Raw genomic sequence first — 26,987 nt, forward strand, 5'->3', positions numbered from 1 at the left:
ATTAAACCACCCTCATTTTCATCGAAACAGATGGGTATCGCGTAAAAAAATAATGTCTGAGAGAATGGCGTAAATTAACGGATTGCTCTGTTAACTGGCACGCTGTTCTGCCTGCAACCGGGCCTGTTCAGCAGCCCGGGTAATTTCGGGTCAGGTCATCAGTACTCAAACGCCCCCCCGGTCATCGCTTTTAAGAACCGGCAAAGGTCATCGCCAGCATCCTCAATCGTATGAAAACCAAGCGAGTCCACGCATCCGGATACACGCTCATTAAGACGGGCAATGAATGGGGGTGTTGGATCTTGTCCTGTAAGGCTTCTGAATCTGACTGCATCAACACGCCAGCGATACATATCCCCATATCGTTGTACTCCCCTGATACCTGTGCGTGTATTTTTCGTCGCTTTAATAGAAATTGGCATAACGCTTTTCCTGTTACGTGAACTGGAAGTGATGATTGCATTGTTTGTATACCACTCTTAAGTCGATTTTATAGCAGACAACGGAACAGCAGAACGACCCCCTGCTCCTCAGGTAACCATATTTGAGTCAGGGATGCCAGACTGGCAGGAATGCGAAACCGCTTTTACCGGTACTCTTTACAAGGTGGGTGCAGGGGAGCTTTCATGCCCAGGCTGAGGAGAGGTGTGCAACCGTGCCGGATTAAGGATGCCGGGTCTACCCTGCCCTCTCAATGTATGCCATTACCCCGGAATGAGCCGTATCTCAGTGAAGGAGTCTGTTACAGTAAAGGTCCGCCTAAGAAACGCTGTGTCTCATTCAACACATAAGGAAAAATATGACTTCCATGAATTACCTCCGTCAGCGCATCCTCATCACCAATGACGACGGGATCGACGCAACGGGGCTGGCTGTACTGAAAAAAATCGCCGCGCAGCTGGCCCCCGAAGTCTGGGTTGTGGCGCCTGACCATGAAAGGAGCGGCGCGTCACAGGGTATCAGCCTGCACCGGACTGTCAGGATGGACTGCCGGGGGGAAAGGGAATATGCCGTCGCCGGCACCCCCGCTGATTGCGTGGCCATCGCCTGCGGACACCTGATGGCCGGTGCGCTTCCTGATCTGATTTTGTCCGGTATCAACCGCGGACCGAACCTGGGTAATGAAACCCTCTTTTCCGGAACGGTCGGTGCCGCCCTGACGGGCAGGCTGTTTGGGATCCCTGCTGTGGCCCTCAGCCTTGCCCACCGGGATAAAAGGGTTCAGCCGCACTGGGAAACGCCCGAAAGGCATGCGCCTGACGTTCTCCGTGCCCTGCTGTCGGCGGGCTGGCCCGATGAGGTCTGCCTGAATGTTAATTTCCCGGATACTGCTCCTGAAAAAGTAAAACCATTTGCAGTGACCCGCCAGGGGAACGGAAGCCTCAGTGGATTCAGCGTCAGCGTTGTGGCAGAAGAGGGATCGGTCAGCCAGTGTGAGATAGAGTTACGGCATGGTGACGCGGAGGAGCTCAGCGGAACGGAATCCGGCGTGGTGAATCACTGCGGTATTTCAGTGACACCGTTACACTTTAACCGCACGAGCGAAGATGCCCGGATTTTTTTAACACACCGCCTGTCCTGAACCAGGTCAGTGGGAAGGCGCCATGTCCTGTTTTCCGCTGAGATCCGAAAACCGGTACTATCGGATCGACCGCTGTTCCCGATTCAGATCCCGATAACCTCAAAGAAGTGCAGGGTATATCGTTATGGCTCAGCAACATTTTGACAGAACGCATAACAGCGGGAGTCATTGTGATTTGAGCCTTATGACGATTGCCTCACGGATGAGATATTTCGAAACACTCTCATCAATGCACCAGTTCATTATTTAACTTACTCTGGCTTTCATTGTCCTGTGTCAAATTTTATTTGACCTGGGATTATGCCAAGGGGCATCTTCGTCAGGAAATAATTTCCATAAAAGTGTTGCCCGCTACCTGACCTGACAAACCACTAACTAAATAACCGGGGAATAATATGCCTGATTCAATCCTGGCCCTGCTTTCTGTCGCTGGCGCGATTTTGCTGGGAGCAATGAGTCCCGGACCCAGCTTCGTTATGATAGCGCAGACTGCTGTTACCTCCTCAAGACTCAGTGCGCTGGCCGCCGCTGCAGGGATGGGAGTGGGCTGCATGATTTTTTCCACGATAGCGCTGGCAGGCCTGCACTCCTTACTGGTGCTCGTTCCCTGGCTGTATGCGGCACTTAAAACTGCAGGGGGAGTCTATCTTCTGTGGCTGGGGTTCCGGATGCTGACAAGGTCAGGAAAGACAGACATACACACCGCTGCCAGCGGGGTTATGCGACCCGGTAATGCTTTTATCAAAGGACTGGTTATACAGCTGAGCAACCCTAACACAGCCATCGTTTTCGGCAGTATTTTTGCTGCCATTCTGAGCAAACATATATCGCCATATCTCTATCTGTTACTTCCGGTTATGGCTTTTTGTATCGATGCGGCCTGGTACGGGACAGTTGCATGGCTGCTTTCTTCCGAGAAGCCCCGAAAGGCTTATATAAGTTACAGAAACTGGTTTGATAAAGCCGGCGGGCTAATGATGAGCTATCTCGGGATCAAACTTATTCTTCGATGAGACAGTGTGCCCGCTTTATCCCGGGCTTAACAAATTATAAACGGGACAGCTTAATGTCAGTTTTATCAAGGATTTTAATAGCCCTCATCGCGCTGAGTGGCCAGGTATCAGCAGCCGCAACGAGCATCACATGTTCTCCGGGGCAGGATATAAATGCCTGCATTACACAAGTGGCCGGGAGTGGCGGTGGAACCGTTCATTTACGTCCCGGAACCTATGCGCAGTCCCGTACGGTTTTACTAAAAAATAACGTTAATCTGGCTGGTACCGGACCAGAAACCATAATCACCTGGCGTGATACTGTCCGCTCAACGATAAATGCGCCTCTCTTTTACTCATCTGATGTCAGCAATATCAGTATCGAGAACGTTAAAATTGTCGGAACGATTAACCAGAATCCTGAGAGTCAGGATCTGCGTAACAATCACATCGGCATATTCCTTGACTGCGCGGGCGACCCGACAGCCGGCGAGCATACCGGTTGTAACAATATCCTCCTCAGAAAGATTGAGGTGGAAAACAGTAGCGACGGTATTCATATCAAGGGTGCAAGTCATGTCACTGCCATTGATCTGAAACTGCATAACAATGGCAATACAGAGAAAGACTACTTTCATAACGTGTATTTTCGGCGGGTGGCAGATTTGCGGGTAATCCAGTCAGGCGAGGACGGCGCTGGCTTTTACGACAGCCCAAGAGGACACGGTATACGTGGTTCGCACTTAACAAATGTTTATATGGGCAATCTGGACGTACATGGTAATGCTGATGACGGGCTCAATTTTGACACCGTGTATAATGTCAGGCTCCATAACCTCGACGTCAAACATAACTGCCGCAGCGGTAAAGCAGGTTGTATGGCCATTAAATGTTATGGCCCGCAATGTCAGATCAACTACCACGCACCTGCAGAGTAATCAGTAAGACTCGCTGTAGATTGTTATCCGTCATCAGCGAGCCCGATACCCTTCTTTTCATCTCAGTCCAGATACCAGCTTACGCTAACCTGCTGCCAGAACGGCAGCAGGCTGACTCTGTGCGTTTTCTGGAGAACAAAACACACAAAAAAAATTATGTCATATGACAAAAATATTGTGTCATATGACATAATACTGAAAATGTGTCGTTTAAAAGAGAGCAGGTAATGAGTGAGATAAATCACCTGATGAACGTTTACAAACGTCGTAACATCAGGTTCGTTAGCGGCAGAGGAAATTATCTGGTTGATACCTTCGGAAGAGAGTACCTGGATGCAATATCGGGCGTGGCGGTTACATCCCTCGGGCATTCTCATCCCGAGATCGCCGCTGTTATTGCCATCCAGGCGTCAAGGCTACTGCATACTTCCAACATGTTTTCTATCGAGTGGCAGGAAAGGCTGGCAGAGCAACTCTGCCGGATATCGGGCATGAGCCGGGCCTTTTTCTGTAACTCCGGTGCGGAGGCCAATGAAACAGCGCTTAAACTGGCGCGGCTTCATGGTGCCCGCAAAGGTTTCCAGGCACCTGAAGTTATTGTGATGGATAAAAGTTTTCATGGCCGGACATTTGCCACGCTTTCTGCCAGCGGAAATCCTGCCGGTCACGCAGGTTTTGCTCCGCTTGTGCCGGGTTTCAGGCGGGTGCCATTTGGGGACATTGACGCCATCCGGAAGATAGCCGGTCAGGCTTGCCAGGTAACGGCTGTACTCATGGAACCCGTTCAGGGTGAAGGCGGCGTGAATGTCGCGTCACCCGACTTTCTGAGATCGGTCCGGCAGATCTGCACCGAGCAGGGCTGGCTTCTTATGATGGATGAGGTCCAGACTGGCCTCGGGAGAACGGGAAAATGGTTTGGTTTCCAGCATGCGGACATTCTTCCGGATGTAATTACAGTTGCGAAAGCCCTGGGTAATGGCATTCCCGTGGGAGGATGTCTCGCGAGCGGAGAAGCCGCAGGATATTTTATGCCGGGAAATCATGGCTCGACCTTTGGCGGAAATCCCCTGGCCTGCCGCGTCGGCTGTCAGGTCATTGATATTATTGAAAGGGACAATCTTTTAATGAATGCCAGTGAAGGGGGCATACTGCTTCGTGATTACCTGCGATCACAGATGCAGGATTTTGAGTGTGTTACAGCTATACGCAGCCACGGCATGATGGCCGGGATTGAGTTCAGCAGGCCATGCGAGGAGCTGGCTGATATCTGCGCTTCGCAGGAAAAACTGCTCATTAATGTGACGAGAGAAAAAACCGTGCGTCTGCTGCCTGCACTGATATCGACGGAAAATGAGATTGCCATGATAGCGCAACGCCTCGCCAGAGCTACCCGGACGTGGCTCAGAAAAGAATAACTATCTTTCCAGCCAGAGCCGGTACCAGTCGCACCGGCTCTCAACGCACTGTTTACAGGGGATCAGATATCTGCCCGGTCACGGTATTTTTCCGTCAGTTTATCAAGGAACGCATACAGCTTCTGATTCATCCCGTCATAATCATGAGCGCGAAGCACGTCAGGTGTCTCGACAAAACGGAACTCTGCAGCACGGCTTAAGTCTTTTTGCGAGTTTTCGATCAGTAACTCAACCACTTCTCGCGTCAGTTCCATGTGGCACTGAAAGCCATAGACCAGCTCACTGTAGGCGACAATCTGGCGCGGGCAGCCTTCACTCGCGGCAATAATTTTTGCATCCGGAGTCAGGCCAGGCATGTCATTATGCCAGTGACCCACTTCAAGCGACTGGCCGAAATGTGAGAACAGCGGGTGAGCGAGGCCCTCATTCGTCAGTGTGATCGGGAATTTACCGATCTCTTTCTCCGGGCTGTGGTCAAACGTCGCACCGAGGGCTTCACCGATCAGCTGCGAACCCAGGCAGATACCAATGACCGCCTTGCCTGCTTTCACAGCCTGCAGAATGACGGCCTGCTCGGCTTTCGAATCAAAATGCGGACATGTCTCCATACTCGTAGCCGGATCCTGTGGCCCACCCATTACGATAAGGAAATCAATCCTCTCCACTGAAGATGGCAGTTTTTCCCCCGCATAGACGCGGGAAAAGGTCACTTCATACCCCTTTTTTCTGGCCCACGTTTCATAGGCGCCTGGGGCTTCAAAACTTTCATGAACAATAAAATGTACGCGCATTCAACTGAGCTCCGTAAAGTCTGTTAATCATCAACCAGCATAACGGGCTGAAGGGATTTAATGCTTCAGCAGCGCCGCCAGAGTTTCAGCAAATATCCCGGCTGACTCTTCTTTCAGATCCGAGACGGTAATACGCAGTCCATTGCAGTTGTGGCTCAGTCCGAAGGCTTCCCCTCCGCGAACCAGCCAGCCACGCTGCGCCATCTGCATGACAACCGGGGCACTTTGTCCCCGCAGTGGTACCCATATGTTCAGTCCGTCATGGCATGAGGACATTTCGATCCCGCAGCCTGCCAGTGCACTGAGGAGAACTTGCCGGCGGGAATGATAGATTTCTTTGGCCTGCTGTATTGACGCTGAAAGCTCAGCAGACTGCAGGGTGGCCAGCACCATATCCTGCAGGATATGGCTGACCCAGTTAGTACCGGCGTTCAGACGCTGCTGCAGGCGCATTGCGGTTTCGCTGTCGCTGGCGACAAAGGCCAGGCGCAGGTCGGGTCCAAGGAATTTAGATGTCGAACGCACCAGCGCCCAGTGGCGGGTGGTCGGGGGTATCACATGGTGATAGCTGCAGGTGGATAACAATGAAAAATGATCGTCCACAATGACCAGCACCTGAGGATACTGAATAAGCAGTTCGCGGATCTCCCCTGCCCGCTGTTCGCTGAGTCCCCAGCCCGTCGGGTTATGTGCTCTGGGCGTGATAATGACAGCCTGAGCACCTGACGCCAGCTGTTCAGCAAGAAGACCAGTACACGGACCTTCCTCATCCATGCCAACGCCCACGGGTAAAAAACGGTTGTTTCTTATGGTACTGATGCTGCTCAGAAAACAGGGGTCTTCAACGGCAACGCGATCGCCGCCAATCAGATAGCTGCACAAAATACGTTCGATGGCATCAACCGCACCGCTGCTCAGCGACAGCTCAAAATCCACATCGATATCTTCTTCTAACCACGCCCGGCCATAGCGGCCTATCTCATCTCCCACCGGAGGCTCACCATACAACCGCGGTTTCAGCTGAATGCTGGTCAGCGCAACAGCCATATCCGGTAGTAATACCGGTGAGGGATTACCACCGGCGAGATCAATAAGCGCGAGACCCGGAGGGGTGCCTTCCTGTTGAGCAGGAGCATCAGTACCCCGGATGATTGTGCCATTCCTGCCACGAGATTCAGCAATGCCGGCATCCGTCAGTCGTTTATAAGCAGACGCAACCGTATTGCGGTTCACGTCAAGCTGCGTGGCAAGTTCACGCACGGGGGGGAGCGAGTCTCCCGGACAGAGCTCACCTGACTGCACACGCAACCGTACGTGTTCAAAGATATCGCTTGCGGTTTTTCCGATAATCATTATTGACCTATGACAAATAGATATATAGCCTATGTCAATAATAAAATAGCGCAACAGAGAAGTCCATTTATGCCTGTACACGATCCAGAAAATACCTGTTCTACCCGAACGCTTTCTTCCGAAGCTGATGCTGTTGAGACTGAAAAACATGCCCGAACGCGTCATGACATGCATGGTCAGTGGCCACGCGCAGAAAGCGTCCAGGATTTCAGGGATAACCTGCTCGCTGTCCGAAAACGAATCGAGCAAGCGTGTGAACGCGCGGGCAGAGATCCGTCCAGCGTCAGGCTCCTGCCAGTCAGTAAAACCATGGATGAAAAACACATTCGTCTTGCCCATGAGGCTGGATGTACTTTGCTGGGCGAAAATAAGGTGCAGGAAGCATGGCAAAAAGCACAGGCAATGAACGATCTGACAGATCTTAAGTGGTCAGTCATTGGTCACCTGCAGCGCAACAAGGCCCGTGTGGTGGCACGTTTTGCCAGCGAATTCCAGGCTCTGGACAGTATGCGCCTTGCTGTTGAACTTGATAAAAGACTTCTGGCCGAGGACCGGAGCCTGGATGTGTATGTGCAGGTTAATACGTCTGAGGAAGAGAGCAAATATGGCCTGGCTTTGCCGGATGTCATCCCTTTTTTAGAGCAACTGCGCGGATGTGATGCCCTGAATGTTAAGGGACTGATGACACTTGCGGAATTCACACGTGATGAGGCACGTATCAGGGCTTGTTTTGTGCGTCTGCGTGAACTGAGAGATCACATCCTTGACCTGGAACCCGGGGGTTATTCACCACATGAATTATCAATGGGTATGTCCGGAGATTTTGAGGTGGCCATTGAAGAAGGCGCGACCGTAGTGCGCGTCGGTCAGGCTATTTTTGGGGCGCGCAGCCTGCCTGACGAATATTTCTGGCCAGGTATTAAGGGTGAAAACAGGTGAGCAGTACAACGAGAGTACCGCTTTTGGTGGATAAACCAGATGTGATTTCCGTCCAGTCTCAGGTCACCTACGGGAGTGTGGGCAACAGTATTGCCCTGCCGGCCTTAACGCAACATGGCATTCATGCACTTGCTGTCCCTACATTTCTGTTAAGTAATACACCACATTTTCCTGCCAGCTATGGCGGAGAAATTCCGGATGCGTGGTTTCACGGTTATCTGCGTGCTATCGAAGAACGGGGACAGGCCGGCAGTTTACAGGCTGTGCTGACGGGTTATCTTGGCAGTGTGGCAAAAGCAAGGGCCCTCCACGGGTGGCTCATCCGCCTTCGTGAAATCAATCCTTCCATCCGGGTTATCATCGACCCTGTGATGGGTGATGAGGATACGGGCTTTTATGTCGCTCCTGAGCTTGCGACTTTTTACCGGGAACACCTTGTCCCTCTGGCTACAGGATTAACACCAAATGTTTTTGAGCTGTCTCAGCTCTGCGGATGTCCGTTGCAACACAGGGAAGATATTGTACAGGGCGCCCGCACACTGCTGACTAAAAACACCCGATGGGTCGTGGTAACCAGTGCGGCAACTGTGATAACTCAGAAAACAATGGAAGTGTTCTGTGTCACACCTGACAGCGTTACCGTCACGGAACACTGCTTTTATAAAGGCGCACCGAAAGGTACCGGAGATCTGTTCTCGGCAGAGCTCACGGCAAGAATTCTTCAGGGCTATCGTATTGAAGACGCCACTCAGCTTGCTGCACTCTTTACCGCTCAGAGAGTCCTGGAAAGCCAGGCTGCTGGGTATAACGAACTGTACGTACAACCGGGGAAAAGACAGCAATGATGAAAAAACATCGGTTACATATATTTGAGAATCAGACTGAAATAGGTTTTATGGAAGTGAGTGATGCAAAAGGCGAAGCATTACTTGAACAGGTGCAGATATCATTATCTTCCGGTACCGGACTGTCATTCACCCGGACAGTCTCAGCAGGAGAAAGGCGTATTCTGGAAAGTTCGCCGCAGGGCATAAAACTGCTCAGCAGCGAGACTCTTTTCAGTAACAGATAGGCCTTATGAGCGGGACGGCCTGTCAGGCCCGGATTTAGTGTCTGCAATATCAACGGCCGGCCTTATGACATGCTGGCATGTCAGGTATGCCACCGCGCAGACTACGCCCGTGGCAAGCCACAGCGCGCTGATGGCAATCATATGATTGAGTGGATCCTTTATCGCCACATCAACCCTGATGAGTGCTGAAGCAAGCGCGGTTGACGGAAAGGTAAATCCCCACCATCCACGGCCGAAGGCCCCGGGAAGCATTCTTCGCCACAGGCTGACCAGCACGATGCCAAAAAAAAGTGCAGTCCATGCCATAAACTGTGCGAGCTCGGTCATCGTCCCGTAGAGACAATCGAGCGCGACAGCAATAACCGCTGGCGCAGAAATCATGATTGCCAGGCCCGGCATGGCCTTTTTGGTTGTCTGTGGAGTGATAAAAACAATACGCCAGATAATGAGAGGCATAAAAATCGTCCAGCAAAGAATGGCTGAAAACAACATCATTTTACTCAGTGCGTAAAAGCCAAGCACACCACCGGTAAAAGCGGGCGAGGCATTACCAACCATAGGAATAAGCCAGACGGGACTGATCTCGTGTGCTTCCAGTTCGTCAATCAGCCAGCGCCGGAACGTGCTGACCAGGAAGATAAGCTGTGCGCATAGAGACGCTATCCAGAGCAGCTTAGCCGCCATGAAGCTGTACGGAAGTAACGCCATAGCAAGGAGGAATCCAGAGATGGTAGCAGCACAAAAAAAGTTTCTGCCTGCCCGCGAACGCCACTCCTGAACCACACAGGAATGACAGAAAAACACGCGAAGCAGCTGAGTCAAAATCAGTATAAGAAATAATACCAAACCGGAGAGAAGGATGACTTCTGCCGGCCATACTGGTAAAGGATACGCCATAGCGGCAGAGCGCCACACAAGGCCCAGCCCGGTGATACCCATGACAGATGCAAAATAATCAAAGGTGACAGTTTCAATTCTGGTGAACACGGTTTTCTCTCGACGGCATCAGGGGCTTGCCCTGTCCGCATAACATAACTTTAAAGTCGTATAGTGGTCCTTTCGTGGCGCGTGTCACAGGTCCAATATCATTAAATAATTGGTCCGGGTATGTCTCAATGATTGAATTTCGACTGAACCGTAACAAGGCTGCTGTTCCCCTTTACCTGCAAATTGCGGGGCAAATTGAATGGCATATTCTTAACGGCCTGACGGAACACGCAGCCCTTCTCCCTTCTACGAGAGATCTGTCCCGGCAACTGAGTGTTTCAAGAGGCTGTGTGATCAGGGCATATGAAGTGTTGTGTCTGAAAGGCCTCTGTGAGAGTCATGTAGGAAGAGGTACTGCGATCTGCGCATCACGTGAGGGCAACATTGCCTCCGCTCAGCGCAAATCTGAACGAAAAGCTGAAGTCGAATGCATTCCCGACAGTGCACTTCCCGGCAGCATTTCACTGCTACCCAGCCATGCCTGCACCACGCATCTTCCTGTGACTGAATTCCGACAGGCCTTTAACCGTGTCCTGCGTTATCCTGGCAGACTTAATCAGTTCGGGCTGGGGGTAATGGTGCCAACTTACTGATTTAGTGTATGATGGTGTTTTTGAGGTGCTCCCGTGGCTTCCATCTCCATCAGTTGTCCCTCCTGCTCAGCTACTGAAGGCGTGGTGCGTAACGGCAAAAGCACTGCCGGACATCAGCGCTATCTCTGCTCTCATTGCCGTAAAACATGGCAACTACAGTTCACTTACACCGCCTCTCAGCCCGGTACGCACCAGAAAATCATTGATATGGCCATGAATGGCGTCGGATGTCGCGCCAGTGCACGCATTATGGGCGTTGGCCTCAACACGATTTTACGACACTTAAAAAACTCAGGCCGCAGTCGGTAACCTCGCGCATACAACCGGGCAGTGATGTGATTGTCTGCGCTGAAATGGACGAACAGTGGGGCTACGTCGGTGCTAAATCACGTCAGCGCTGGCTGTTTTACGCGTATGACAGGATACGGAGGACGGTTGTGGCGCACGTCTTCGGTGAACGCACTCTGGCCACACTGGAGCGTCTTCTGAGCCTGCTGTCGGCCTTTGAGGTCGTGGTATGGATGACGGATGGCTGGCCGCTGTATGAACCCCGCCTGAAGGGAAAGCTGCACGTTATCAGCAAGCGTTACACTCAGCGCATTGAGCGACATAACCTGAATCTGAGACAACATCTGGCAAGGCTGGGACGGAAGTCACTGTCGTTCTCAAAATCGGTGGAGCTGCATGACAAGGTTATCGGGCATTATCTGAACATAAAACACTATCAGTAAGTTGGAGTCATTACCGGCTATTCCCGCCCACGGAGGATCCTGCAAGCGCCTCGAACTTAGACTGAGCCACCGGAGAACTGGCATGTACTGACTCTCTGAGAACAGTATTATGGAATGCTTCTCTTCTGTCTAAAAATGTCCCTATTAGCGCAAGTCCTATTGCCCCACCTAAGTTACGTGCCATATTATATAAACCAGCGGCATCACCCGACTCTTCTTTTGTCACCGCCGCCATTGCCGCCTGGTTTAGTGGCATCATACAGAGCATTTGCGCGGTGCCGCGAACCAGTTGTGAAATGACAAAACTATCCCCAGAGCTTTGTATGCTAAGTGACGTATCCATAAAACAACTTATTGCAAATAGCACCAGGCCAGGAATAACGATCAGCCTGATATCCACCTTCGTCACCAGACGGGGCAAAATATACATTAATAACAATGCGGGTATCCCGGCAAGCAACAATACGCCACCGGATTGCTCAGCATTATACCCTGCGATATGTGAAAGGAATTGCGGCACCAGGTAGGCAATGCCATAAAGCACAATCCCGGTAACGAATATAATGATGATGACAGAGGAGAAACTTTTATTTCTAAATAGCCTGAGGTTTAACACGGGTTTTTCTACATGTATTTGCGACATGATAATCATCAACAAGCCTGTCACCGAAATCACGCTGAGCCTGCAAATCATTGTTGATTCAAACCAGTTTTCTCGCTGTCCTTCTTCCAGAATCGCTATCAATGTACTGAGACCAAGCGCCAGACCCGCAATTCCTAACCAATCCGCTTTAACAAACTCATGCGATTTAATTTTCTCTGCAGGTAATCCGCAAAGTAGCATGACTAACATGACGAGACAGATTGGCCCATTAATAAAAAAACACCATGACCAGTTTGCATTTTCAGTAAGCCAGCCCCCGACAACGGGCCCCAACAAGGGCCCCATAATGACTGTCAGGCCAAATGCAGTCATCCCGACCGGAAGTTGATGTAACGGTAAACGCGTTCGGACGATCGATTGCGCGGTAGGGATCATGGCACCGCCACAGAACCCCTGCCCCACGCGGGCCGCAATCAAAAACGGCAAACTGGATGAAAAGCCACACAAAAAAGAGAAAACAATAAACAGTGTTGCATTCATAACCAGCAAGTTACGTAGCCCAAGCCATTTTGTCAGCCATGCCACCAGCGGTATCATCACAATTTCGGACATCATATAGCCGGTGGTAATCCAGGTTCCTTCTGTTCCCGTAGCACCTACTGCGCCCTGAATTTGCGGTAAGGCCGAGTTAGTAATCGAGACATCGAGTGTCGCCATAAGGGCACCGGCCGCGCCTGCTGCAACAGCGATCCAGTCCGTGAGTGTTGCGTTATTTTTGGGTTTGATTTGCTCAGCCATGATGTTGAGGTTCCTGGCGTGTATCAACTTCAACTCTTACTGACAGGCCTGCAATCACCGTTGATGGCATGTCTTGATTATCGAAACGAATTCGAACCGGAACCCGCTGCACGACTTTCGTGAAATTACCCGTCGCATTTTCCGGTGGCAATAATGCGAATTCCGATCCGGTTGCAGGCGCAAGACTTTCAATATGGCCTGCAAAAGTTTTTCCGGGGAAAGCATCTATATGTAAACGTACGGGTTGATTGGGCTGCATGCGACCAACCTGGGTCTCTTTAAAGTTGGCAATAACGTAAATGCTTTTGGTTGGCACTATCGACATTAAACGTGAACCCGCCTGGATGTACTGGCCTGCTCTGACCCCCACATCTCCCACCGTTCCATCCTGCATACTTTGCAAAACAGTATCTTCTAAATCCAGGTTGCTACTTTGCAGGTCGGCTTTGGCGCCCTGCAACTGGGCCTCGTATCCTTGTTCTTCGGCGTGACACTCGACAATTTTTGCCCGGGCGGCTTTTACTCCGGCTTCCAGGGCATGTAATTGCGCCCAGGCTTGTTGACGGGCGTTATCCCTGTCGGCAAGTTGCTGTGGTGTGGTCGCCCCTGTCTTTACCAGTGGTTGATAGCGAGCCCATTCATTTTCTGCATGTTGGGCGGCCAGGCGAGCGGCTTGTTGCTGCACATCGGCCTGGATGAGTTGCGCCTCCAGTTGTGCGATTTGCGCCTGCACTTGTGCTTTGTCCGCTTCAAACCTGGCGATATCAGCTACTTTTTTATCGATCGCTGCGTGGCTATGGCGGCTATCAAGACGGAGCAGTGGCTCCCCTTTTCGTACCCCTTGATTATCCGTCACCAGGACTTCCTCAACATATCCGCCGATTTTTGATGAAATGGAGATACTGTCCGCTTTGATAAAAGCGTCATCGGTTTCTTCGATGTACCAACCGTTGACTATCCACCAGGCACAAATGCCAGCAAAAACAATAAAGGCAAGAAAGGCCATACGTAGAATGCCCCGTTTTCGGCCCACACCGCCTGTGCTGGCGTCCCCCTGGGCTAGAGAGGCAGGCGTTATCGCTGATGTTATCAATAGCATGGTAGTCTCCGATGTGTATCGACCCGGCTTTCCAGATAAATGGATGTGAAAGAAAACAGTGAGTTAACAATAAAAATTAGGTTTATGATGGTGCCCATAATTGGTTTCGACCATTATTTTTACTTGATATAAACTTTTATCGAGTATAAATTTATATCAAATAAAAGATCAAGGGGGATTTGTCCGCTGATCGGTGAGAGAGGAAAACAATGAAGGCAAACAAACCGGAAGGGCTGAGAGAACAGAAGAAGAGACTTACCCGCCAACACATTTCAAATGAAGCCACTCAGCTTTTTATCCGCTATGGTTTTGATAACGTAACCATTAGTGATATTGCGCAGGCGGCAAATGTATCGAAGATGACAGTGTCTAACTATTTTGTGCGTAAGGAAGAACTGTTGTTTGACCGCATGGGCGAGATAACGGAATTACTGGAGGAAAGCCTTAAGAACCGTAACGAACGGTCCCCGCTCGCCAAATTGAAGGGGCTGACGGCTGAATTACTTGAGCAAAAACATAAAGTTTTTATGATTAACCAGAATGTCGTTAAATTTTGGCAGGTTGTTGCGGACAGCACAACGCTGAGCACCTTTGGCATTATGCAATTTGATATTATTTGCAAACAACTTGGAAAAATGTTGGCGTCAGATGCCGGGCAACCAGAGACGGACCCTACGGCGCATCTGCTCGCCACCATTATTATGAATACATGGCGTGTCGCATACACTGAGGCGTTGTTCCGTCAAAAGATGAATATTGAGCAAACGGATATTGAGTTTCTTTTTGACATTACAGCTCGCGGATTTTGTGCTGCGGAAGCCGCAGCGGAGGGGACCCAATATCTCTAAACCAGTACGCTCTGTTTAAAACGCCTGGAAAGCGGCCCGTAAGCACGCTGATAATGACTTTATCATTCACGGGCGTGCCAGCCATTCGAATGAAGGTGATTATCTGCCACATACCTGTGCTGCATTTCACATATGGCCTACAGCGCCTCGTTTAATGGCGACAAAACTGCGGGTTTAGCCGTAATAACCATGCACGCCACGCCTGCACTGCACTGCACTGTGTCAGTCCCCCCTTATTTTATTGCAAAAAAAGCCCCTGCACGGATGCAGGGGAAAACTCATGTCAGAGCTTATATCTTAATAATTCGTGTTACATGAACGCCGCGAGTCTGAATAACGTAGGTAAGTACGTGACCAGCCGAGCGCACAGGCAACGTGAAGCATGACGGGTATCGTCGAATTTAATTGAACACCATCCCACCATCGATGAGCAGAGACTGGCCGGTCATATAATCGGAATCCGGCCCGGCAAGGTACGAGACGCAGGCGGCAACATCTTCCGGTTCGGACAAGCGGCCAAGCGTAATGCGTTTGGCAAAGGTTTCGGTACCGTAGCCGAGCGGTTTGCCCGCAGCCTCAGACACCTGGCGGTCAATCTCCGCCCACATCGGCGTTTTAACGATACCCGGGCAGTAAGCGTTAACGGTGATCCCAAGCGGAGCAAGATCCCGTGCGGCAGTCTGGGTTAAACCGCGAACCGCGAACTTACTGGAACTGTAGACGGCCAAATCCGGATTACCGGTGTGACCCGCCTGAGAGCAGGCGTTAATGATCTTGCCGCCGTGCTCCTCTTTGCGAAACGCCTCAATCGCCGCCTGAATCCCCCAGATCACCCCTTTCACGTTGATGTTATAAACCTTATCAATAATCTCCGATGTGATGGATTCGATGGGCGTGGAAGGCGCAACCCCGGCGTTATTGACGATAACGTGGAAACCGCCCAGCGCTGTGCGGGCTTTTTCGACCGCCGCAAACACCTGATCGCGGTCAGAGACATCCACCTTCACGGCGATGGCGCTGCCGCCGTTACGGTTGATTTCATCGGCAACGGCGCTCGCCGTCTCATCGTTATAGTCGGCAATGGCAACAGCAAAGCCGTCTTTTACCAGACGAAGCGCTATCGCTTTACCAATCCCCTGGCCTGCGCCGGTTACAAGAGCAACTTTTTTCATTTTTCTGTCCTTATAGTGAGTCATAAAATCTGGCTGAGATGGAGCTGGCCCATCAGCAGCGGGTTATCGCTATAGTCAACGGGAATGGCCACCACGGCCGGGCCATCGACATCCATCGCCGCACGAAGTGTGGGCTCAAGCGCATCGGCGCTCTCCACGGCAAAGCCTTTGGCGCCAAAAGCGTCGGCATAGACTTTGAAATCGACCGGGCCGAACGCCACGCCGGAAAGTCGCTGGTATTTTTTCTCTTCCTGAATGGCCACCATGTTGTAGGCGTTATCCACCCAGATGATATGCAGCACGTTGGCGTTAAGACGCACCGCGGTTTCCAGCTCCATACTTGATTGCAGGAAGCCGCCGTCACCGGAGACGGAAACCACCTTGCGCCCCGGATTCACCAGCCAGGCGCCAATCGCCCATGGCAGCGCGACGCCCATGGTCTGCTGACCGTTGGAGATCATCAACTGACGCGCCCGGAAGCTGTAGAGATAACGGGCGATCCAGATGTGGAAGCTGCCCATGTCCACGGTGAGCGTCACGTCGTTATTTACGATGTCCTGCATGGCTCTTACGATACGCAGCGGATGCAAGGCAAACTGGTTGAGCGAGGCGCCGCGGCGATCGAGCAGATCCCGCTGATGCTGGCGGTCGACCAGAATTTCTGACGCGCGCTGGCTCAGCTCCAGTTTGTGGTCAATCCGACTGGCAAGCTGGTTCAGCGTGGCGGCGATATCCCCCACCAGTTCGATGTCGGGCACATAATTACGCTCTTCATACGCGGGCAGCACATCAATGTGCACCAGCGTGGCATCCCCGCTGTTCCACATGGACGGCTCATACTCCACCGGGCTGTAGCCAATACAGATAATCAGATCCGCCAGATGCAGTAGCCGGTCGCCCGCCTGGTTGTTAAAGAGGCCGACGCGCCCGGCGAAGCGGGTGAAGTGTTCCTGGTTTACCGCCCCGGCGGCCTGGTAGGTGCTGGTCACCGGAATACGACTTTTCTCCAACAGCTTACGCAGCGCCGTGCTATTGGCAGGCTGACTCGCCATCAGACCCAGCAGGATGACCGGATTTTTGGCATTGTCGATGAGCTTCACCACATCGTTAATCACCGATTCGGGTGCCGGGCCCATCATCGCCGGGCCGCTGGCAGGCAAAATGGCGCCAGTGGCGGGCTGGTCGACAATATCCTGCGGCAGGCTGACAAACGCGCTCCCCGGTCTGCCGTGCTCGGCGGCACGAAACGCGTTTGAGATAACCTCGGCAATCGAGTCCGGGGAACTGACCTCGACGGCATATTTGCTGACAGGGCTGAACATTGCGACGGTATCCATGCTCTGATGCACCAGTTTCGCTTTATCCGCCCGCTTCACCGCCCCGCCCAGCGCCACAACCGGGTCGCCTTCGCTGTTGGCGGTAGCAATGCCGGTGATCAGGTTTGAACAACCCGGTCCGGAGGTGACCAGCGCTACCCCGGCTTTGCCCGTCAACCGTCCTACCGCTGCCGCCATAAACGCCGCGTTCGCCTCATGGCGTACGGGGATGGTCTCAATGGAGGAGTCCAGCAGGGAATCAAACACTTTGTCGATTTTCGCACCCGGAATACCGAAAACCTGTTTAACGCCCTGCGCTTCCAGTTGGCCGACAACCATATCGGCGCCGTGCGCCCACTGGCGAACCTGTTTATCACTGTTCACGATGGTTCTCCTGTTAGTTTTCAACGGAACGGATAGCCGCATCCAGATTGCCTGGGTGAAGGTTGGCCTGTAAAAAAGCGCTGTCGGCGGGCAGGTCAATCATCAGTTTGTGAATTTCACCGAAGGTGAGCACGCCGTTCTCCAACTGGTAGTCGAGCAGGTGGCCCCCACCCTGACGGTCATCGGTGATGAAATGTTCGTGATAACCGGCCACGTTAATACCCTGCATATGTTGCGGCGTGCGAAATCCGACCAGCACCCCTTCGCGCTGGTTAAAGCGAAACACCGGCTGGTCGTCCAGGACGTCGGTCATCGCCCGGTAAGGCGGCTTCTGGCGCGGGACCGTGCGAGTGTGGGCGTGGCGAAAGTTGCCATCAATACGCAACGCGCAGAACAGGTTATCGGAAGGGATCTGCTGGTCGATCGCGTCGTGGATCTGCTGACGGCTGACCGGCGTATCGAAGGTTTTGCGATACTGCGGCTGGAACCAAGTCATCACGGCGAACGGCGTTTTCTGCTCTGGTTTCGCGGCGCGGGCGCTACCGTCGGCGCGCAACTGGTACACCTGGCTGCTAAAGGCAATCAGTTCGCCGTCCAGTTCGTTAAAAGTGCCCAAACCAAAATCACCTTGTGCCAGCAAATCGGCGATGGTGGTGTTTCCCTCATATACGCCGCTTAACAGGGCGCTCATTAGCGATGTTTGATAGATCACGCTGTCAGGGTGCCGGGCAGAGAACCCACGTACGGTCTCGCTCAGGCTGTCCTCACAGTCGCATGCCGATGAATGCATCATTATGCTCGTCCTCTTCAACTTTTTTTAGAAAGGTTAAATAAATGTTGACCCGATTCAGCCGGGAGTTCCAATATAGAAACCATGCTGGTTTGAGACGTTTTAGATATGGAACTTCGTTATCTGCGGTATTTCGTCACGGTTGCACGCGAGAGACATTTCACTAAGGCGGCTAAAGCGCTGGGAATTTCGCAGCCTCCCCTGAGCCAGCAAATCAAGCGGCTTGAGGAGGAAGTGGGTACACCGCTGTTCAGACGCCTGACGCGTGGCGTGGAGCTGACCGAAGCGGGAAAAGCCTTCTATGAAGACGCGTGTGAGATCCTGGCGTTGAGCGACATAGCAGTCGAAAAAGTTCGGGGTATTGCTCGTGGGCTCAACGGCAATCTGTCGATCGGGATTACCAGTTCAGACGCTTTTCATCCGATGATCTTCATGCTTATTCGCCATTTTCAGTTGCAGAACATGGCGGTGAAGATTCATCAACTGGAAGCCAACATGTCCTCTCTTACAACGATGCTGGCGGAGGGGGAACTGGACATTGCATTCGTCCGGCTGCCTTGTGAGAGCAGTAAAGCGTTCGAAGTAAAGATACTGGACCGGGAACCAATGGTGGTGGTACTGCATCGCGATCACCCTCTCGCAGCAAGCGGTTCGCTGTCGCTTGAGCAGCTCCGGGATACGCCAGTGGTTTTGTTCCCACAGGAGATTGCTCCCTGTTTATATGATCGCGTTTACTCCTGCTGCGCACGTTGCGGGATTGATATGCAAAACGCGCTACAGTGCTCACAGCTTTCGTCGTCCATCAGCATGGTGTCCGCAGGCAGCGGCTTTGCCCTGGTGCCGCAGTCAATGGTGGTCATTTCTCCGCCGAATGTTACTCATCATCCGCTTATCTCACCGACGCTCTATACCGAGATCGCGCTGTGCTGGCGACGTTTCGAACGCTCGCGAACGGTGAAACGTTTTTTGTCGATGCTGACTGAGAAGTAAACGCTGCGCGGTTGTGCCCTGCTCTCTGAGGGACTTAAACACAAGGGCAACGGCAATCTGAGTGAAGACGGTTTACCCAGGAAACAACCTAATACCGTGTCGGCGGCACGCCGAACATGGCGCGAAAAGCAAAGGTGAATGCGGCCGGGCTTGAATAGCCCAGATCAAGGGCAACCTGTGTAACGCTACGCTTGTTTTTGAGCATCACAACGGATTCCAGCAAGCGCACGCGTTTTTTCCATTCACTGAACGCCACGCCGGTCTCTTTTTTGAAGCGACGTGAAAAAGTGCGCACCGACATGCCGCTATCGCAGGCCCACTTCTCAATGCTGTGCGCGTCACCCGGTGTTTTTTGGATCTGGCGGCAGACCTTCATCAGTAAAGGTGAGCCCGGCCATGATATGGCCAGACCGGCATCCGGCAACCGTCTGAGTAACGAAATCAGCACTTGCACAAGTTGCCCATCCTCCCCTTTATCGTCATACAACTCCGGCACATTTTGTGTCGCGTAGTGAATAAACTCACGCACGAAATCGCTGACCACCACCACTTTGCTGCCACTGAAAGCGATGGTGGCGAAATCGGCTTCAACGTAGAGACTTTCCAGCAGCACGTCGCTCGTAGCAAGAATACGATGCGGCACATGAGCCGGGATCCACACGCCATAGAGAACGGGAACCACCAGCGTCTTGCCTTCAATTTCCACACGCATACTGCCGTTGCGCGCATAGAGGAATTCAGCGAAGGGGTGCTCATGCATGTCCACGCCCGTATCGCCCATCAGGGGGTAGCTGCGAAAGTAAACCGCGCGCGGCAATGCCATCAGCACCGGGGCGGGCTGGCCGTTCACCGGCTGACTCGGCGGTAACACTAACGTAGAGCACATAAGCACCTGGCCTCTATTCGATGAAGTTTGTCTTGATAGCACAGCGCAGACAAGGCGGGTTTACTGAATAATGAAGCGGTCATAAATCTGGTTCACCCGTCATGAATAATTTACCAGCCATCTGCCTGAGGGATAAGCCTTTTCGCAAACATTGACTGGCGTGACAGGGATATTTTCTGGCTGGCTGCACGCTACGTTAAAGGAGAGATGATGGCTAATGAATGTACCGTCGATGTGATCAGCACACCAAACCACTGGCTGCGCATTGTGCAAGAACTGCTATCACAGGCGGGAATTGAAATTAATGGCGCTGAACCCTGGGATATCCGGGTGCACGATACCCGTTTTTTTAAACGCGTTTTACAGCAGGGTTCGCTCGGTCTTGGCGAAAGTTATATGGAAGGCTGGTGGGACTGCAAACGGCTTGATATCTTTTTTGATAAATTGCTGCGCGCCCACCTGGACGAACAACGCCCCGCCCGTTTATCCGATCTTCTGCGCATCGCGTTTGCCCGCCTTGTTAACCCACAGTCACGCAAACGCGCCTGGCAAGTCGGCGAAGTGCATTACGACCTGGGCAATGATCTCTTTAGCCGCATGCTCGATCCCAACATGCAATACTCCTGCGGCTACTGGAAAGAGGCCGATGAGCTATTTGTCGCCCAGGAAAACAAGCTGGCGCTGATTTGCGAAAAATTACAGCTTAAACCCGGCATGACAATGCTGGATATTGGCTGCGGCTGGGGCGGTTTAGCAGAGTATGCGGCGCACCACTATGGCGTGCGTGTGGAAGGCATTACGATTTCCGCAGAGCAAAAAGCCTACGCCGAGAGCCTCAGTGCCGGAAAGGATGTGCGAATCCTGCTCAAGGATTACCGCGATCTGGATAAACAGTACGATCGTATCGTTTCTGTCGGCATGTTCGAGCACGTAGGGCCGAAAAATTACGCCACCTATTTTAAGGCGGTAGATCGCTGCCTGAAACCCGATGGTCTTTTTTTATTGCATTCCATCGGTTCGAATAAAACCCAATATAACGTTGATGCCTGGATCAATAAATATATCTTCCCTAATGGTTGCCTGCCCTCCGTAAAACAGGTCGCGCAAGCCTGTGAACCTTATTTCGTCATAGAAGACTTACATAATTTCGGCGCTGATTATGATAAGACCCTGATGGCATGGCATAGTCGCTTCAATAAGGCCTGGCCGCAATTATCAGGAAACTACTCCCTGAAATTTCAGCGTATGTTCAACTATTACCTCACCGCTTGTGCGGGCGCATTTCGCGCCAGAAATATTCAACTCTGGCAACTGGTACTAAGCCGTGGCGTCTCCGGCGGGCTGCGCGTGGCTCGCTAAATACATAATTTAATAAGGTGACTAACAACACCATCACTGACTGTCTTATTGAAAAAAGACGCGAGTCATTATATTTTCCGGAAGCAAAATAATATGAACGTTAATTTCTTTGTCACCTGCATTGGCGACGCGCTTAAATCACGGATGGCCCGAAACAGTGTTCTGTTGCTTGAGCAACTGGGCTGTCGTGTCCAGTTTCCTGAACATCAGGGATGTTGCGGTCAACCGGCTATCAATAGCGGCTACATTACCGATGCGTTGCCAGGTATGAAAGCGCAGATTACCGCCCTTGAGATCAACGACGATCCCATTATTTCACCCGCCGGGTCGTGTATGAACGCGATTCGCCACTATCAGGACTGGCTGAGGGATGAACCAGACTGGGCAATGCGCGCGGCGAAAGTTGCCAGCCGAATGGTTGATCTGACCTCGTTTATCGTAAACCAGCTTGGCGTCACGGACGTTGGTGCGCGCCTGCCGGGGCGGGCTGTCTATCATCCTTCGTGCAGTCTGTTTCGCAAGCTTGGCGTACACGATGAACCTCTGGCCCTGTTGCGTAGCGTTCGCGAACTGGAAATCATCCCTTTTGCCGCTCAGGAGACCTGTTGCGGTTTCGGCGGAACTTTCTCGGTCAAGATGGCCGAAATCTCCGGGGAGATGGTGAAGGAAAAAGTGGCGCATCTTATGGAAGCCAGGCCGGATTATGTGATCGGCGCAGATGCCAGTTGCCTGATTAATATTGGCGGGCGCTTGCAGCGCGAAGGCCACAACGTTCGTGTACTGCACATCGCCGATGTGCTGATGAGCCGCTAAGGAATCCCTATGTTTCTTAAAACCAGTAACCTCCCCTTTTATGATCGGGTACAGCAGCAAATCGACGATCCGGTGATGCGTCATGCGGTCGCGAACGCGCAGGATCGCATTGGCATTAATCGCCAGAAAATGATCGACGAACTTGAGAACTGGCCCGACTGGCGTTCCCGCGCTGCGGATATTCGCGCCCATGTTCTCGAAAATCTGGATGCGTATCTCTATCAGCTCAGTGAAAAAGTCACCGCGAATGGCGGCACCGTTTTTTTTGCCAACACGCGCGAAGATGCCACCCGCTACATTTTGCAGGTTGCGCAGCAGAAGCAGGCCCGCAAAATCGTGAAATCGAAGTCAATGGTGACCGAAGAGATAGGCATGAATGCCGCGCTGGAGGCGGCAGGCATTGAGGTCGTCGAAACCGACCTGGGCGAGTATATCCTGCAACTGGCCAACGACGCCCCCTCCCATGTGGTTGTTCCTGCCATACATAAAGACCGCCATCAAATTCAGCGCGTCTTGCGGGAGAAACTGGGTTACGAGGGTGCCGAAACCCCGGAAGCGATGACACGCTTTATTCGCCAGAAGATCCGCGAAGATTTCCTCACCGCCGATATCGGCATTACCGGATGCAATTTTGCGGTCGCGGAAACCGGGACGCTGAGCCTTGTGAGCAACGAAGGCAATGCCCGGCTCTGCACCAGCGTACCGCGAACGCATATTGCCGTGATGGGGATGGAGCGCGTGGTGCCCTCATTTGCAGAACTGGACATTATGCTGACCATGCTGGCTCGCAGCGCCGTGGGCGCCCGCCTGACCGGCTACAACACCTGGCTTACGGGCCCCGGTGGTCACGCAGAAAGCGACGGGCCTGAGGCGTTCCATCTGGTGATTGTCGACAATGGTCGTTCGCAGGTACTGGGCTCGCCTTTTCAGGATATCTTGCGCTGTATACGCTGCGGTGCCTGCATGAACACCTGCCCTGCCTACCGCCATATTGGTGGACATGGCTACGGTTCCATTTATCCTGGCCCTGTTGGCGCGGTACTCTCGCCGCTGCTCGGTGGCTATAAGGATTTCAAAAACCTGCCCTATGCCTGCTCGTTATGTACGGCCTGCGATGACGTCTGTCCGGTTCGTATCCCCTTGTCTTCATTAATTCTTGAGCACCGCCGGACGCTGGCTGAAAACGGAATGACCCCCGCGATGGAACGCCAGACCGTCCATCTGTTCAATTACGCTAATCGTCATCACGCTCTGTGGAAGGTCGGTATGGTGGCGGGCGCACGCGCCGCGCAACTGATGATTCGCAACGGGAAGATGCCTTTTAGCATCGCCGCTATCCGCAAATGGACGGAAGCTCGGGATCTGCCACAGGCTGATGGAGAAAGTTTCCGAAGCTGGTTCAAAACGCATCAAAAGCAACGTAAAAATGGGGAGGACGCATAATGGAAAACCGTGATGCCTTCATGCTAAACATTGCCCGGCAGCTTGGCCGTGAACCGCGCCGCATCCCTCAGCCATTGCCCACGACGCATGCAGCGCCGCTAAGAAGCCGCTATGCCGAAAAGATAGCACAGCAACCTTGCGACAGTTTTATGGCCTTTGCCGCACAGGTCATGCAGGCTCACTGCGAACGGGCCTCCCTTACCACCCTGCCACAGGTTGCCGAACGTCTCTGTAAACATTATGGCGGCGGTCCGGTACTGATAAGCGGCGATGCCCGGCTGGTAAACGCGGGCATTACGGCGCACTTACAGAAGACGTTCCCGACACACTGCTGGGCCTCGCCGGGAAGAGAAGACAACTTGCGTAACGCCGCTGCGGCAAACATCGGTGTGGTCTTTGCCGAATACGGCCTTTGTGAAACAGGCGGCGTCGTGCTCTTTTCCTCTCCCTTGCAGGGGCGTGCCATCAGCCTGCTTCCTCCGACGACATTGTTTGTTATCTACAAGAGCCGGTTACTGGCTGGCGTCACGCAACTGGCGGAGATCCTTCGCCAGCGGGTGCAGTCAGGCGAAACACTGCCCTCTTGTATCAATCTCATCGCCGGGCCAAGTTCAACGGCGGATATTGAACTGATTAAAGTCGTTGGCGTTCACGGGCCGCTGAACGCAGTCTATTTGATTATCGAAGACTGCTGATGCAATAAACGGGCACGCGAAGATTTACCCTAAGCCGGCCCGGAGAAAGCGATTATTATTTCTGTCGGGGGACGCTGCTATATGACGGTGGCTCCCCTGATGCTGCCAATAAAAGGGTATTGAAATGACAAAGGAAAGCGCATTATGCCTGATGAGATTAACGATAAAGGACATTATCGACTGGATAGAGTGCAATATTGCAACGCCTTTGCCACTCAAGGTGCTGGCGCAAAAATCGGGTTATTCTGCCTGGCATTTCCAGCGGGGATTTAAAAAAATAACGGGTATGACTCCTGGCGTATATATACGTTATCGAAAAATGGTTATTGCCCGCGATTTACTCCACGATACCCGTCACTCAATCACCGATATTGCCATGCATCTGGGTTACCGACAGCAGTCAACATTCTGTCGCGCGTTTCGCGAACATTATCATCGCACGCCCGGGCAGTATCGTCTTTGGGTGAAGGAAAAGCATTACAGCGGAAGTCAGGTTAACCCTGCGATGACCACGAACCGTTAATCTCTTTGCTCGATAGCATTTATTCAACGGTTTTAAAAACAAGCCAGGAAAGCGAGCTGGTTCAGTAAGAAGCTGTCAGACCATGCTAATCTGGTTGCGGCCAGAAAACTTCGCACGATAAAGTGCCGTATCGGCACTTTCAATGAGTGACGTTCCGTCATCGTCCAGATCGGTCGCGCGTGCATGTGAAACACCTATGCTGACACTCACCACCCCAAAGGGGCTGGCTTCATGGGTTATTCTTTCGCTGATGATATTACGCGTAATCGACCCGGCAATTCTCTTTGCTAATTCTGGCTCTGCTTCGGGTAAGATAACTACAAACTCTTCGCCGCCATAGCGGGCTGTCACAGCATTAAACTCTGTTAAACTCGCTTTTATTATTGCCGCCACACTGCGTAAACAGTCGTCTCCGGCCACATGGCCATACTTATCATTGTAATTTTTAAAAAAATCAACATCGATCAGCAAAAGCGATATCGATTTTTTATTTTTCGCACATTCCGAAATAGTTTGAGGGAAAATATCATCAAACTCCCGGCGATTAGCCAGGCCTGTTAAACTGTCAACCGAAGCCATCTCTTTTAATTGTGCATTAGCAGACATCAATGACTCTTTTGCATTTGTAAGTTCTTTATTAAGCTGCACACGTCTGCTCATTTCTTTAAAAACATAACCGCCTGAAAAACAAGCACATCCAACAAGGAATATAATGGTCGCACTCAGAATCTCAGCGTGATGCCGCCATGAATTTAAGGCTTCATCTGTACTTACCGCAACCGTTGTGACTAACCCATAGCGCTTATTTTTCTGAAAAGCGAAAATACGTTCAATATGGTCAACACGAGAGATCACGGTTGCCGTTCCTGAGTCGCTCTCTTTCAGATAATGGGTGAACAGAAGCGAATCAGAGAAAGCCTTTCCAATATATTCCTCACTGAACGGAAAGCGGACCATAAGCGTCCCTGAATCGCTAATCAGCGAGATAGAACCATTTTTGCCAATATCTAATTTGCCATATGTTTCCAGAAAATTTTCAACGTTCAGCGTTAAAACGACCACACCTCTGAACAGGGCATTAGCATCCTCGAGCCTTCTACTGATGGTAATAACCCACTTACCCGTTGTTCTGCTGACAACAGGAGGACCAATAAAGATATTTTTAGAGGGATTATTACGATGATAGATAAAGAAGGACCTGTCTGCGCCATTTCTGCTTCCCTTCGGGATATCACGCATGGCAAGGATCTCCCCTCCATTTTCATCGTAAATGACGATATTATTCAGTTGTTCAAGAAATATTGTTTGTTCCGACAAGAGTGTTCGGATGCGTGAGATATTCTGATGATTTAGCCCATAGATTTCTGTCATGCTGGAAATGGTTTTAATAAGCATCTCACCTTGACGAATAATGCCTTCCGAATAAGTATCAAGCGTGCGACTTAAGTTTATGACATTTATATTAAGCTCATTTATAGTCTGAGTACGCGCAGAGAACATCTGGAATGTCAATAAAACTGAAGCGATAAGGAAAGCAACCGTGACCACCAGTGATATAAATAATTTCTTTTTCTTCATGTTGCTTACCCATACCTGCAACTAAAAAACACCAGAGCATGCAGAAATCTGTCCAATCACATTTGCGCATAGTATGTCATCAGAAAAGGCAAAATAAAATAGGAACATGCATCGTAACAATATCAAGAGTGCGCTGTGAAACCGGTGCCTGATGCCCACCGGTTAAGTACCCGCATACTGTATCGATTCTCAATTTCATCAAAAAAGCAGGCAAATCATCTCGCTTGCAAGTTGCGCAACAAACGGTGAATGTGCAATAAGTTTGCGTGAGCAACATTACAAATGCGATAAGTGAA

Annotated in this window: 27 protein-coding genes; 16 read left to right on the plus strand and 11 right to left on the minus strand. The window is 51.7% G+C overall.

The annotated features are described in order from the left end of the window. Window positions 1-158 precede the first annotated feature (158 nt). Complete coding sequence (locus tag MRY16398_RS15990) at window positions 159-422, minus strand: hypothetical protein (protein ID WP_125124773.1); 264 nt, start codon at window positions 420-422, stop codon at window positions 159-161. Between the two features lie 377 nt (window positions 423-799). Here MRY16398_RS15990 and surE point away from each other — a divergent pair, with 377 nt between their 5' ends. From surE to MRY16398_RS16010, 4 genes are all read left to right on the plus strand, one after another. Next, the gene (gene surE, locus MRY16398_RS15995; protein WP_197718593.1) at window positions 800-1,582 is read left to right on the plus strand and encodes a 5'/3'-nucleotidase SurE; all 783 of its coding nucleotides are present in this window, start codon (window positions 800-802) and stop codon (window positions 1,580-1,582) included. Window positions 1,583-1,977: 395 nt separating this feature from the next. Continuing rightward, window positions 1,978-2,595, plus strand: a complete 618-nt coding sequence (locus MRY16398_RS16000) for a LysE family translocator (RefSeq protein ID WP_125124774.1) — start codon at window positions 1,978-1,980, stop codon at window positions 2,593-2,595. A gap of 53 nt (window positions 2,596-2,648) precedes the next feature. After that, entirely contained in the window at window positions 2,649-3,512 is an 864-nt protein-coding gene (locus tag MRY16398_RS16005; RefSeq protein ID WP_125124775.1) for a glycoside hydrolase family protein, read from the plus strand. A gap of 227 nt (window positions 3,513-3,739) precedes the next feature. Beyond that, the gene (locus MRY16398_RS16010; protein ID WP_197718594.1) at window positions 3,740-4,927 is read left to right on the plus strand and encodes an aspartate aminotransferase family protein; all 1,188 of its coding nucleotides are present in this window, start codon (window positions 3,740-3,742) and stop codon (window positions 4,925-4,927) included. Window positions 4,928-4,989: 62 nt separating this feature from the next. Here the strand turns inward: MRY16398_RS16010 and MRY16398_RS16015 are convergent, their stop codons facing one another. Continuing rightward, entirely contained in the window at window positions 4,990-5,718 is a 729-nt protein-coding gene (locus tag MRY16398_RS16015) for a type 1 glutamine amidotransferase (protein ID WP_125124776.1), read from the minus strand. A gap of 57 nt (window positions 5,719-5,775) precedes the next feature. Next, window positions 5,776-7,071 (minus strand): MocR-like B6 salvage transcription factor PtsJ, encoded by a 1,296-nt coding sequence (ptsJ, locus tag MRY16398_RS16020; RefSeq protein WP_125124777.1) that lies wholly within the window; start codon window positions 7,069-7,071, stop codon window positions 5,776-5,778. Between the two features lie 168 nt (window positions 7,072-7,239). On the opposite strand from ptsJ, the gene MRY16398_RS16025 reads away from it, so the two are divergent. From MRY16398_RS16025 to MRY16398_RS16035, 3 genes are read left to right on the plus strand one after another with little or no spacing between them, the layout of a single operon-like run. After that, a complete protein-coding gene (locus MRY16398_RS16025; protein ID WP_125125686.1) occupies window positions 7,240-8,010 on the plus strand; it encodes a YggS family pyridoxal phosphate-dependent enzyme in 771 nt (256 codons plus the stop codon). Continuing rightward, window positions 8,007-8,855: a PfkB family carbohydrate kinase gene (locus MRY16398_RS16030; RefSeq protein ID WP_125124778.1), complete on the plus strand. Its 849-nt coding sequence runs from the start codon at window positions 8,007-8,009 to the stop codon at window positions 8,853-8,855. Before MRY16398_RS16025 ends, MRY16398_RS16030 begins: the two co-directional genes overlap by 4 nt. Continuing rightward, window positions 8,852-9,082, plus strand: a complete 231-nt coding sequence (locus tag MRY16398_RS16035; protein WP_125124779.1) for a hypothetical protein — start codon at window positions 8,852-8,854, stop codon at window positions 9,080-9,082. Before MRY16398_RS16030 ends, MRY16398_RS16035 begins: the two co-directional genes overlap by 4 nt. A gap of 3 nt (window positions 9,083-9,085) precedes the next feature. Here MRY16398_RS16035 and MRY16398_RS16040 read toward each other — a convergent pair whose 3' ends face one another. After that, window positions 9,086-10,069 (minus strand): SLAC1 family transporter, encoded by a 984-nt coding sequence (locus tag MRY16398_RS16040; RefSeq protein ID WP_232034337.1) that lies wholly within the window; start codon window positions 10,067-10,069, stop codon window positions 9,086-9,088. A gap of 128 nt (window positions 10,070-10,197) precedes the next feature. Between MRY16398_RS16040 and MRY16398_RS16045 the strand changes: the two genes are divergently transcribed. Together MRY16398_RS16045 and MRY16398_RS16050 are read left to right on the plus strand one after the other, a co-directional pair. Continuing rightward, on the plus strand, window positions 10,198-10,662 hold the full coding sequence (locus MRY16398_RS16045; RefSeq protein ID WP_125124780.1) for a GntR family transcriptional regulator: 465 nt from the start codon (window positions 10,198-10,200) through the stop codon (window positions 10,660-10,662). 33 nt (window positions 10,663-10,695) lie between these two features. Next, window positions 10,696-11,393, plus strand: a protein-coding gene (locus MRY16398_RS16050; RefSeq protein ID WP_227157174.1) for an IS1 family transposase whose coding sequence is annotated in 2 segments (ribosomal slippage) — window positions 10,696-10,945 and window positions 10,945-11,393 — 699 coding nt in all. Because the reading frame shifts where the segments join, the coding sequence is not laid out codon by codon here. A 10-nt stretch (window positions 11,394-11,403) separates the two neighbouring features. Here MRY16398_RS16050 and MRY16398_RS16055 read toward each other — a convergent pair. Together MRY16398_RS16055 and MRY16398_RS16060 are read right to left on the minus strand one after the other, a co-directional pair. Beyond that, window positions 11,404-12,795 carry a DHA2 family efflux MFS transporter permease subunit gene (locus MRY16398_RS16055; protein WP_125124781.1) on the minus strand — a complete coding sequence of 464 codons (1,392 nt, stop codon included), beginning with the start codon at window positions 12,793-12,795 and terminating at the stop codon, window positions 11,404-11,406. Further along, window positions 12,788-13,801 carry an HlyD family secretion protein gene (locus MRY16398_RS16060; RefSeq protein ID WP_108701400.1) on the minus strand — a complete coding sequence of 338 codons (1,014 nt, stop codon included), beginning with the start codon at window positions 13,799-13,801 and terminating at the stop codon, window positions 12,788-12,790. Before MRY16398_RS16060 ends, MRY16398_RS16055 begins: the two co-directional genes overlap by 8 nt. Before the next feature lie 302 nt (window positions 13,802-14,103). Between MRY16398_RS16060 and MRY16398_RS16065 the strand changes: the two genes are divergently transcribed. Beyond that, window positions 14,104-14,742 (plus strand): TetR/AcrR family transcriptional regulator, encoded by a 639-nt coding sequence (locus MRY16398_RS16065; RefSeq protein WP_125124782.1) that lies wholly within the window; start codon window positions 14,104-14,106, stop codon window positions 14,740-14,742. A 401-nt stretch (window positions 14,743-15,143) separates the two neighbouring features. Here MRY16398_RS16065 and MRY16398_RS16070 read toward each other — a convergent pair whose 3' ends face one another. Genes MRY16398_RS16070 through budA form a run of 3 tightly spaced genes read right to left on the minus strand, consistent with a single transcriptional unit; the run spans window position 15,144 to window position 18,407 of the window. After that, window positions 15,144-15,914 carry a (S)-acetoin forming diacetyl reductase gene (locus MRY16398_RS16070; protein WP_039079245.1) on the minus strand — a complete coding sequence of 257 codons (771 nt, stop codon included), beginning with the start codon at window positions 15,912-15,914 and terminating at the stop codon, window positions 15,144-15,146. 20 nt (window positions 15,915-15,934) lie between these two features. Further along, complete coding sequence (gene alsS, locus MRY16398_RS16075) at window positions 15,935-17,614, minus strand: acetolactate synthase AlsS (protein ID WP_409349119.1); 1,680 nt, start codon at window positions 17,612-17,614, stop codon at window positions 15,935-15,937. Between the two features lie 13 nt (window positions 17,615-17,627). After that, window positions 17,628-18,407, minus strand: coding sequence for an acetolactate decarboxylase (budA, locus tag MRY16398_RS16080; RefSeq protein ID WP_039079247.1), 780 nt, complete (start codon window positions 18,405-18,407; stop codon window positions 17,628-17,630). Between the two features lie 105 nt (window positions 18,408-18,512). Between budA and MRY16398_RS16085 the strand changes: the two genes are divergently transcribed. After that, entirely contained in the window at window positions 18,513-19,394 is an 882-nt protein-coding gene (locus tag MRY16398_RS16085) for a LysR family transcriptional regulator (RefSeq protein WP_125124784.1), read from the plus strand. A gap of 88 nt (window positions 19,395-19,482) precedes the next feature. On the opposite strand, the gene MRY16398_RS16090 is transcribed toward MRY16398_RS16085, so the two are convergent. After that, window positions 19,483-20,280, minus strand: a complete 798-nt coding sequence (locus MRY16398_RS16090; protein WP_039079249.1) for a helix-turn-helix domain-containing protein — start codon at window positions 20,278-20,280, stop codon at window positions 19,483-19,485. A gap of 210 nt (window positions 20,281-20,490) precedes the next feature. On the opposite strand from MRY16398_RS16090, the gene cfa reads away from it, so the two are divergent. The 5 genes from cfa (at window position 20,491) to MRY16398_RS16115 (ending at window position 25,113) form a co-directional block, all read left to right on the plus strand. Further along, window positions 20,491-21,639 carry a cyclopropane fatty acyl phospholipid synthase gene (gene cfa / locus MRY16398_RS16095; RefSeq protein WP_125125688.1) on the plus strand — a complete coding sequence of 383 codons (1,149 nt, stop codon included), beginning with the start codon at window positions 20,491-20,493 and terminating at the stop codon, window positions 21,637-21,639. Between the two features lie 93 nt (window positions 21,640-21,732). Then, entirely contained in the window at window positions 21,733-22,452 is a 720-nt protein-coding gene (locus tag MRY16398_RS16100) for a (Fe-S)-binding protein (protein ID WP_125124785.1), read from the plus strand. A gap of 9 nt (window positions 22,453-22,461) precedes the next feature. Continuing rightward, window positions 22,462-23,895, plus strand: a complete 1,434-nt coding sequence (locus MRY16398_RS16105) for a LutB/LldF family L-lactate oxidation iron-sulfur protein (protein ID WP_125124786.1) — start codon at window positions 22,462-22,464, stop codon at window positions 23,893-23,895. Further along, window positions 23,895-24,590, plus strand: coding sequence for a LutC/YkgG family protein (locus tag MRY16398_RS16110; RefSeq protein ID WP_125124787.1), 696 nt, complete (start codon window positions 23,895-23,897; stop codon window positions 24,588-24,590). The genes MRY16398_RS16105 and MRY16398_RS16110 overlap by 1 nt, the downstream gene beginning before the upstream one ends. A 124-nt stretch (window positions 24,591-24,714) precedes the next feature. Further along, on the plus strand, window positions 24,715-25,113 hold the full coding sequence (locus MRY16398_RS16115; protein ID WP_052249260.1) for a helix-turn-helix transcriptional regulator: 399 nt from the start codon (window positions 24,715-24,717) through the stop codon (window positions 25,111-25,113). Between the two features lie 75 nt (window positions 25,114-25,188). Here MRY16398_RS16115 and MRY16398_RS16120 read toward each other — a convergent pair whose 3' ends face one another. Next, entirely contained in the window at window positions 25,189-26,691 is a 1,503-nt protein-coding gene (locus MRY16398_RS16120; RefSeq protein ID WP_125124788.1) for a sensor domain-containing diguanylate cyclase, read from the minus strand. Window positions 26,692-26,987: the final 296 nt, after the last annotated feature.

This window comes from Phytobacter sp. MRY16-398 (assembly GCF_003925915.1).
GTDB classification, from domain to species: Bacteria; Pseudomonadota; Gammaproteobacteria; order Enterobacterales; family Enterobacteriaceae; genus Phytobacter; species Phytobacter diazotrophicus.